7 protein-coding genes and 1 pseudogene are annotated in these 9,224 nt (G+C 71.9%); 2 read left to right on the top strand and 6 right to left on the bottom strand.

All coding sequences use genetic code 11. From position 1 onward, the window contains the following. Positions 1-22: 22 nt before the first annotated feature. On the bottom strand, positions 23-925 hold the full coding sequence (locus KYK13_RS02420) for a DUF2135 domain-containing protein (protein ID WP_223641635.1): 903 nt from the start codon (positions 923-925) through the stop codon (positions 23-25). 244 nt (positions 926-1,169) lie between these two features. Next, entirely contained in the window at positions 1,170-1,577 is a 408-nt protein-coding gene (locus KYK13_RS02415; protein ID WP_223641634.1) for a low molecular weight phosphatase family protein, read from the bottom strand. Between the two features lie 196 nt (positions 1,578-1,773). Between KYK13_RS02415 and KYK13_RS02410 the strand changes: the two genes are divergently transcribed. Beyond that, positions 1,774-2,697: a TerC/Alx family metal homeostasis membrane protein gene (locus KYK13_RS02410; protein WP_223641633.1), complete on the top strand. Its 924-nt coding sequence runs from the start codon at positions 1,774-1,776 to the stop codon at positions 2,695-2,697. A 3-nt stretch (positions 2,698-2,700) separates the two neighbouring features. Here KYK13_RS02410 and KYK13_RS02405 read toward each other — a convergent pair whose 3' ends face one another. Both KYK13_RS02405 and KYK13_RS02400 read right to left on the bottom strand, forming a co-directional pair. Continuing rightward, positions 2,701-3,522, bottom strand: coding sequence for a hypothetical protein (locus KYK13_RS02405; protein WP_223641632.1), 822 nt, complete (start codon positions 3,520-3,522; stop codon positions 2,701-2,703). A gap of 107 nt (positions 3,523-3,629) precedes the next feature. Next, a complete protein-coding gene (locus KYK13_RS02400; RefSeq protein WP_223646494.1) occupies positions 3,630-5,897 on the bottom strand; it encodes a PAS domain-containing sensor histidine kinase in 2,268 nt (755 codons plus the stop codon). 378 nt (positions 5,898-6,275) lie between these two features. Here KYK13_RS02400 and KYK13_RS02395 point away from each other — a divergent pair, with 378 nt between their 5' ends. Continuing rightward, positions 6,276-6,983: a hypothetical protein gene (locus tag KYK13_RS02395; protein ID WP_223646969.1), complete on the top strand. Its 708-nt coding sequence runs from the start codon at positions 6,276-6,278 to the stop codon at positions 6,981-6,983. 63 nt (positions 6,984-7,046) lie between these two features. Here the strand turns inward: KYK13_RS02395 and KYK13_RS02390 are convergent. Both KYK13_RS02390 and KYK13_RS02385 read right to left on the bottom strand, forming a co-directional pair. Continuing rightward, positions 7,047-7,487 (bottom strand): annotated as a pseudogene (locus KYK13_RS02390) (thermonuclease family protein); the annotation flags it as partial. Then, positions 7,484-9,223, bottom strand: a complete 1,740-nt coding sequence (locus tag KYK13_RS02385) for a lamin tail domain-containing protein (RefSeq protein WP_370645271.1) — start codon at positions 9,221-9,223, stop codon at positions 7,484-7,486. The pseudogene KYK13_RS02390 and the gene KYK13_RS02385, both read right to left, overlap by 4 nt. Position 9,224: the final 1 nt, after the last annotated feature.

Raw genomic sequence — 9,224 nt, 5'->3', positions numbered from 1 at the left:
CGAGCCGGGAGCGCCGGCCGCTTCAGTAACCGTCGTCTCCCCCGCCGCTGTCGCCATTCTTCTGGAGCTCCTTGAGCGCCTCCTCCAGGTTCGTGGGCCAGCCCTTCCCCTTCGGCTTGGGGTCCGCGGACGGCACGTACACCTCCGCCTGCCCGTCCCCCAGGATGTTCACCCACGCGAGCACGCGCGTCGTGCCCGGCGTCGCCAGCGGGATGCGCACGCGGCGGCGGATTTCGCCCGGGGTGCCCTCGAAGAGCGCCAGGTTGAGCGTGGCCACCGTGTGCGCCTTGTCGCCGCTGGGCCAGTAGTTCGTCGCCACCAGGTACACGCCCTTCGGCGGCGCGCGGTGGATGTAGAGGTACGGGCCGTACGCCGGCTGGTCGAAGTCGCCGCCCTGCTCGTTGAGGAAGAACGTGCCGCCGGACGGGCTCTCCGTGTTCGCCCAGTACACGTGAGCCATGGTTGTCACGTCCAGCGTGTCACCCGCGCTGCTCGCGTCCGTGGGCTCGTAGATGTGCAGGTCCGTGTAGACGCCGTCCGTGTCGCTCGTGAGGATGGCCTTGAGCGGCACCGGAGGCACCTGCGCGTAGCTCGTCGCCTGCGCGCGCGCCGTGCCGCCCTTGTTGGTGGCCATCACCGTCACGACGTTCTTCCCGCTGGCCGCCGGGAACTTGCGGCTGAAGCGCCCCCCTTGCGTGCGCATCAGGTAGCGGTCGCCGTTGATGGACACGACCACAGGGTCCACCGTGGGGTCGCTCACCGTGCCTTCAATCTGGAGCATCCGGTCCACCGTCCACCCGCCGGACGGCGCGCTCAACACCACCTTGGGAACCGTGTCGCCCCGGCCAATGGGCACGCCCTGCTGGCGGGCGGAGACCGGCGGCGCCGTCTGCGTCAGCAGCCCGGCGAGAAGGACGGAGAGCATCGTGGAGCCTGGAACCTGGGGGTGGGGTGCGCGAACCGAGTGTCCGCGAGGGGACACAGCGTGCGGCAAGCTCCCACTTCTTTCAAGCCACCTGCCCACCGCCCCTGCCCGGGAAGCCCCCCCCACCGCGACGCCGGGCGTCGCGGCCTTCGCCTTCCTTCCTCGCGCGTCCGTCTGTCCGCCCTGCTTGCGGGCCCGGACACCCACGGTCACGCGCTGGAAGGTCCTCCCTTCAGCACCCGGACTACTGCGGGCGCTCCCAACCGTGGCGGTTCACGAAGTCCGACACCATGGCGGCCGTCGTGTCGCGGATCTTCTCCACGTCCGCCGCGGACTTGCCCACCGTGTCCTCCATGGGCCAGTCCTCGCGCTTCTGGTCCGCCACCACCGGCGCGTCCGGCAGGCCGCCCAGCGTCACCAGGATCTGCGCGGTCCTGGCCAGCTCCGGCGTCAGCCGCTGCGGCTTCGCGTCGCCCAGGTCCACGCCCATCTCCTTCATGGTGGCGAGCACCTCGGGATGCAGACGCTCGGCCGGCTGCGTCCCCGCGGAGATGGCGCGCGCCTTCGCTGGGTCCGCCAGCAGGTTGAAGAAGGCCGCCGCGATCTGCGAGCGACCCGCGTTGTGCGTACAAGCGAAGATGACCGTGTTCATCGCACCGCCTTTGGAGTGTTGAAAACCGTGAGGTTCCTGGGCTTCCAGGGAAGTATCACATCCTGAGCGCGGAAGAGGACAACGCTCGCCCGCCTCCCGGACGCCGGGGCCAGGACGGGGGATATGGGTAGGATTTGACTCCGCGCGAACCCTTTCCTCGAGCGGAAGTCGGGGAGATGCCTAGGTTGGAGGGGTCATGCAAAGCACCCCTTCCTGGGCCTGGGTTGTCTTCTGGGCGCTGCTCCTGGCGCTGCTGGTGGTGGACCTGCTGGCGCACCGGGGCGGGCGGGGGCAGTCGCGCCGCGCGGCCATCCTGTGGAGCCTGGCGTGGGTGGGGCTGGGGCTGGCCTTCTGCGGCTTCGTGTGGGTGACGCTGGGCAGCGACAAGGGCCACGAGTACCTGGCGGCGTGGCTCATCGAGAAGAGCCTCAGCCTGGACAACGTCTTCGTCTTCCTCGTCATCTTCAGGAGCCTGAGCGTGCCCCAGCGCTACCAGCACGAGGTGCTCTTCCTGGGCATCTTCGGCGCGCTGGTGTTCCGGGCCCTGTTCATCTTCGTGGGCGCGGCGGCGCTGCAGCGCTGGGGCTGGGTGTCCTACGTCTTCGGCGCCATCCTGCTCGTCACCGCGTGGCGCGTGCTGCGCGAGGACCCGTCGAAGCAGGAGGACAGCCGCGTCGTGGGGTGGCTGGCGGAGCGGCTGCCGGTGGCGGACCAGGTGGAGGGGCCCCGCTTCCTGGTGAAGCACCGCGGCCGCAGGATGGCCACGCCGCTGCTGGTGGCGCTGGTGGGCCTGGAGGTGACGGACATCCTGTTCGCGGTGGACTCGGTGCCGGCGGCGTTCTCCGTCACCACCGACACGTTCATCCTCTACAGCTCCAACGCCTTCGCCATCCTGGGGCTGCGCGCGCTGTACCTGGTCATCGCCGGGGCGGTGGGGCAGCTGAAGTACCTGCACTACGGGCTGGCCGGGGTGCTGGCGTTCGCGGGCGCGAAGATGGTGGCGGAGACCTGGGTGCACCTCCCGCCGCTGCTCTCCGTGGCCATCATCGTGGTGATGATTGGCGCGGCGGTGGGCGCGAGCCTCGCCCACCGGCGCTCCGTGCGTCAGGTGGAGGCCTGACGCTCAGGGCGTGGGCAGGCCCGCGGTGCCGGCGGCGTCCAGGGGCCGGGTGAGCAGGTCGTCGAAAGTGGGGTTCGCCGCCTTCGCGATGCGCTCCGCGTGCTTCTTCAGGAGCGCCGCGTTGGCGTCCTTCACGTCCTTGCCCGAGGCCAGCTCCATCTGGGTGATGTACTTGCGCAGCCCGGCGCGGCGCTGCTCCAGTTGCAGCCGCTCCGCCTCGGTGAGCTTCGGATCCTCCAGCTGCGGCGTGATGGCGGCGAGCTGGGCCTCCAACTGCGCGAGGTTCGCCGGATCCGACGGATCCGACGCCTGGGACGCCATCGCCGCGCCCGCGGCCGGCGGCGCCTCGGGCGGCGGGTAGACCACGGTGGTGAGGCTGCGGAACTCCACGGGGGACATGCCCTGCGCCTCCAGGTTCCGCAGGAGCACGGACTGGGCCTTGCCCACCATGCGCAGGGAGGCGCCGGCGGCCTTGAGGATGGCGCTGCGGCTCCCGCTGTTGAGCTCGCTGCCGTGCGCCTGGACGTACTCCAGGGTCTCCTTCTGCAGCACCTCGTAGGCGGGCAGGGTCGCCTCTCGCGCCGCGAGGTAGGCCGCCAGCCGCGCCTCGTCCAGGCGCAGCACCTTGCCCGCGGCAGGCGCCTGGAAGGGATGGCGGGCGTTGAGCTCGGCGACCTTCTGGGCGCGCTCCTGGGTGTTCATCAGCGTCTCCACGCCGCCGCCCATGGCGCGGTCCGCCCAGTACCCTGTCGCGACCAGCCCTCCGCCCACGAGCAGCAGCCCGCCGGCACCCAGCCCCAGCCCGAGGATCCACTTCTTGTTCATGGCGCCGCTCCGCTCTCCTTCCGGCAAGGGCGGGGCCCCCCGCCGCCGGAGCCCCTTTGCTACCCGGGCCGCCCCTCCAGGGCAAGCGCGCCCCGGGAGGCGGCGCCTCACTCCCGGGCAGGCGGCCGGCGCGGCAGCCTCACGAGGAAGGTGGTGCCATCCTGGTGGGTGGAGCGCACGCGCAGCCTCCCGGCATGCGCGTCCACGATGTGCTTCACGATGAAGAGCCCCAGCCCCAGTCCGTGGGCGTTGCGGTGTCCGTCGCGGGCCTCCGCCCGCTTGAGCGGTTCGAACAGGCGCGGCATCAGCTCCGGCGGAATGGGGCGCCCCAGGTTCCTCACCGCGAGCGTCACCGTGTCCTGCTGGCTGCGCAGGCGCACGCGCACCGGGCTGAAGGCGTCGCCATAGGCGAGCGCGTTGTTCACCAGGTTGGTGATGACCTGGGCCAGGCGGTCCGGGTCGCAGGACAGCCGGGCATCGCCCCGTCCGTCCACCTCCAGGCGCCGGTCCGGGTGGGCCTGCTGGACCTCGTCCAGCACCTGGCGCACCAGGTCCAGGAGGTCCACCTCGCGCGGGTCCATGGGGATGCCGCCGCCCAACCGGGCCTGGGTGAAGTCCAGCACGTCGTGCAGCATGCGCTGCGCGCGGTCGGCGCTGGAGAGGATGCGGGCCACGGCCTTCTGGTCGCGCGGGCAGGCGTCCTCGCGCTTCGACAGCGTCGTGGCGGCCATGGTGATGGCGGAGATGGGGTTGCGCAGGTCGTGGCCGACGATGCCGATGAGCAGCTGTTCGAACTCGGCGCGGCGCTTCGCCTCGGCTTCCGCCTCGTGCCGGTCGGTGACGTCCTGCATGGCGCCCACCATGCGCACCGGGCGGCCCTGGAGGTCCTTCACCACGCGGCCCCGGTCCTCGACGAAGGCCCAGGTCCCATCGCCCCGGCGCATCCGGTACTCGGCCAGCCAGTGACCGTCACGGCTGTCGAGCGCCTGCCTGAGCTCCCGCGTCACCCGCTCGCGCTCGTCGGGGTGCAGGCTGGCGGTCCACCACGCCATGTCCATGACGGGCAGCGGCCGGGACGTGTCCAGCCGGAGGATGCGCGGCGCCAGCTCGCTCCAGTGGATCTCCCCGGTCACCAGGTCCCAGTCCCAGATGATGTCGCGGGTGGCCAGGGTGGCCAGCCGGTAGCGCGTCTCCGACGCCCGCAGCTCCTGCTCCGCGCGGCGCCGCTCGGTGATGTCCAGCGACACGCCCGACACGCTCACCACCCGTCCGTCCGGACCGACCACCGGCAGGAGGCGCACCTCGAACCAGACGCCCATGAGGTAGAGCTCCGTGGACATCCGCTCCCCGGCCAGCGCGCGCAGGACGACCTCCAGCACGTCCCGCCGGTCCCGGAACACCTCGAATACGGAGCGCCCCTGCATCCCCTGGGAGGACACGGTCGTGGTCGTCACGCCCTCGCCCTCGAAGAGGGTGAAGACGCCCTGCGTGTCGAAGGCCCACAGCACCACGGGCAATTGGGTGAGCACGCGCTGGAGCTGCTCGCGGGCCTCGTCGCGCTCCTGGCGCAGCGTGCGCGTGGCGGTGATGTCCGTGGACACGCCGCAGAGGGCCCACGACTGGCCCTCCCCCACGCCGGGCAGGGGGAACTTCATCGTGTGGTAGAGGTGCGCCCCGTCGGGCTGGAGCACCTCCTCGTCGAAGACGAGCGGCATCCTCGACGCCAGCACCCGGCGGTCGTTGTAGCGGAAGCGCTCCGCCGTCTCCCGGGGGAACAGCTCCAGGTCCGAGCGCCCCAGCACCGACGCGCGCGCGTGCCCGGAGATGGCTTCAAAGGGAAGGTTGACGAACAGGTACCGCCCGCCCGCGTCCTTCGCGTAGATGGCGGCCGGGGCGTGGTCGAGGATCTCCTGCAGCCGCAGCTCGCGCGAGCGCAGCGCCTGTTCATGCTCGTGGACGTAGCGGGCCACGGCCTCCGTCAGGCTGCGGTCCAGCGCACGCCACAGCCCGCGCAGCTCGTCCGTGCCGAGCGGCCGGGGGGATGCATCCAGCACCTCCAGGATGGCCTCGCGCAGGAGGCCGTACTCCTGCACCAGCGTCTCCACGCGCGCGCCGGCCTGGAAGCGCCGCAGCCCCAGCTCCCGGGCATGGGCCCAGGCCGGCCCGGTGGAGGACCGGGCCTCCAGGGCATCCTGCCGGAGGACGAGCACGAGCGCGTCCACCAGCTTGAGCATCCCCTCCAGCCGCTCCTGGAGTTCCTCGGCCGTGTCCGGGGGAGGGGGCTCCAGCCGGGCGCCCCAGCGCTGGATGATGTCCTCGCGCCTCGCCTCCACGAGGTCCGCGAGCGAGTCTTGCGTGGATGCAACCGGGTTCATGCTGGCGCCCCGGGAGCCCTGGCCGGACGAGACAGGCCGCTTGCTGTCGGAAGAGTGAGCGTCACTGGACCCTTGCTCCCTGGACGTGCACGGAGTGGAGGGAGGATGCGCATGACACGCCGCAAAATGGATGGGGCCTGCGGGCGGAGACGGGGTGGGTTGCCCACCTCTCCAACTGAACCCCGGGACATTGCGGACTCGAGATCCGCTGGGTCCCACCCGTGACCTGGGGGAGACTGCCTCCCGGGTACACGGGAGGCAGCAGGCCATGGCATTCGTGGGACGCAGAACGGGCGGACGCGGCGATGATGTGCTGGCGACGGGGCGGTTGCCCTCGCGGACGTGGACCTGGGTACACGTCCTGGCGGAGGGCCGCTCATGAGCACGTCCAAGCCGGTGGATCCGCTGGAGTCGCTGGCCCGGGGCCCCGTGCGCAGCGCCTGGGAGGTGCTGGAGGCGATGAGCATCCTCATGCGCCGCCGCGATGAAGGCCTGCCGCTGAACCTGCCGCAGGTGACGGTGTTCCTGCGCAGCGGGCGCGAGGTGACGGGGCTCGTCCGGGAGTACGGCGAGTTCCGCCAGGGCCGCGGCGTGCTGCTCACCACCTCCAGCGGCTACGGCTCGCGCGGGGACGCGCTGGACGTGACGTTCGTCCCGGACGGCGTCATCGAGGCGCTCACGCTCCACGACGCCACGGTGCTGGACACGCCCGCGAAGTCGATGCCCGAGTCCTCGCCCATGCACCTGCGGCGGCACCTGCCCGCGATGGCGGACAGGCTGTCCAGCGCCTGGGGCACGAAGGTGGCGGTGGAGCTCGGCACGCCCGCGGACCTGGAGCAGGAGGCCCACATCCAGTCCCTGGCGTGGCTCGTCGAGCGCGCCGGCGAGGTGCTGAGCACGATGGCCGGGCCGCCCGACGTGGGCGCCGCGCTTCGGGAGCAGGTGCGCAAGGTGCGGCTGTTCGTGGGGGACGCGTTCGGGGCGAAGCTCACGGACGGCACGCTGGACCTCACCACGTCGCGTCGTCCTGCCGCGTGGCCGCTGGACTCGGAGCTGAACCAGGCGGTGATGGACACGCTGTCGTAGCGCGGACGCCGCCGGGCGCCGCCCCCTGGGACACGGCGCCGGGCAGCGGCCCCACAGGCCCCGGCGGGCGCGGCGGGCCTCCACCTCCAGGGCCTCGAACTCGCCGCGCCGGGAGGCACCGGCCGGCGGGATGAACAGCGTGCACGCATAGCCCCGCTGCACGAGCAGCGCGTTCACGTCCTGGCCGTCCACGGACACGTACGCGAGCCGCCGCCCGTAGCGGTCCGTGCACGCCTCCGCGTCGCGCAGCCGCACCGTGCGGCCCTCCACGAGCGAGCGGTTGAACGCCGTGGCCTCCTCGCCGAAGCAGTCGTCGTGGCCCCGCGTGGTCTCCGGTGTATCCACGAGCAGGTAGCGGATGCGCTCGCCGTCCTGGAGCACCACGGTGTCGCCGTCGATGACCTTCGCCACCACGCCCGTGCTCGGGCCGCACTCCCCTTCCCCGCCGCCGCAGGCGGACAGCAGGGCGAGCAGCAGCAGCCACCCCACTCCCCGCCTCCTCATGGCGCGCACCTCCGGTTCTCCCGGCCCGGGGTGCCCCGGTCGCCCGCGCCATAGGTCACGCCCGAAGGCGTCGCACAGAAGGCCCCGGCCGCGTCGTTGCCGGTGGCGTCCCGCACGCGTGCATCCAGCTGCGAAGACACGCCAGGGCTCGCGGCGCTCGTGAAGGCCACGGAGTCCAGCACGGTTCCCTGCGCGGACAGCTTGAGGACATGCGCGCCCGCGCCGTTGCCCAGACCGAAGGCGAACGTGCCGAGCACCGAAGGCAACCCGCCATTGCGTGAAGCGTCGTCACTGCGCGCGAGGACCGCGAAGCCTCCGGCCTTCATCGACAGGCACAGCGGGGACTCCAGGACGGAGCTGCCGGATTCGTTGGCGAGCGTCACCCCGTTGAGGTCCACCTCGCGCAGCGCGAGCACCTCCACCCATTCCCCCTGCGCATCCGGGACGGCGGCGGGGTCGGCCATGAACTCGGTGAGCACCAGGGAGCCCACGGTGGGAGTACGGAGCGCTCGGGCCTGGCCCGTCGTCCGGTCGATGCAGGTGGCCTGCGCCGTGCCCGCGTCGCTCGCGGTGCACACGCGGTTGGCCCGCCCCGGCGTGCCCAGGTTGCCCTTGTCACCGTAGGGCTCCGTGGCCGCGCACCAGGACGTGGAGACGTCGTTGTTCTTCGCATCGTCGGTGAGCGGCGCGGACACCTGGGTGGCCACGCCGTCCACGGCCGGGCCATACAGCGCGCTGTCGATGAGCACGTTTCCCGCGCGCACTGCGACCACGCCGCCCGCGTTGCGCAGGTCCACGGAGAACGTGGCCAGCGGCTCCGGCAGGCCGCCATTCACGTCTTGCTCCCGCCTGCGCGCGAGCAGCGCGAACTCTCCAGCGGCGAGCGACAGACACCGCTCCGACTCCAGACGTGTGCCGGATGTGTCCGTCCCCACCGTCAGCCCGTTGAGGTCCAAGGGCACGGTGGCGCGGACCTCCAGCCACTCGCCCACCGTGTCGTCGCCTCTCGGGTTGGCCATCACCTCGGTGATGATCAGCTCCCCCGGACGCGGAGGCTGGACCTCGCGAGGCGAGACCGCGCCCGGTGGCAGGCACGTGGTGACGCGGCCTCCGTCCCCGGAGGGCACTCCGCCATCCGGCAGCACGGGACACGGCGCGTTCGCGACGCCCGGGCTGCCCGGCGCATCGCACCAGCGCGACGGATCGTCATTGTCCTCCGCGTCGGGCACGAGTCGGCCGTCATAGGTCCGGGCAGAACCCGACCTCGCCGGCGCGGTGAGGGACACCACGTCGAGCACGCGCGTCCCGCACCGCAGGCCCAGCAGCCCCGCGCTGTTCCCCAGCGCGCCGAGCGCATCGCCATAAGCCAGGTCCACGTGTTCGGGCAGCGCCCCCTCGCGCACGTCGCCCAGCACGACGAAGCCGCCCGCGTCCACCGGGAGGCCCGTGGTGAAGGTGTAGACCCGCTCCTGTGCCGCCTCATCGCGCGCGGTGAAGAGCGTGACGCCCAGCAGGTCCACGGTCTCGCGGGTGGGGTTGTGGAGCTCCACGTACTCCTTCCCCGTGTCCGCGCCCGCGGGATCGTTGAGGTACTCCGTGATGACCAGGTCCCCCGGCAGCAATGCCTCACACGCCGGAGGCTCCTCCTCCCACATGGGCAGTCCGCACGCCCCCATCCATCCCAGCACCCACCCCAATCCCAACCGCACGCCCCATCCCCGCACTGCCCGAGACACC

Source organism: Corallococcus sp. EGB (assembly GCF_019968905.1).
In the GTDB taxonomy this organism is placed as follows: domain Bacteria; phylum Myxococcota; class Myxococcia; order Myxococcales; family Myxococcaceae; genus Corallococcus.
The sequence above is the reverse complement of the archived record's forward strand: the minus strand, read 5'-3'. Positions and strand labels throughout refer to the sequence as shown.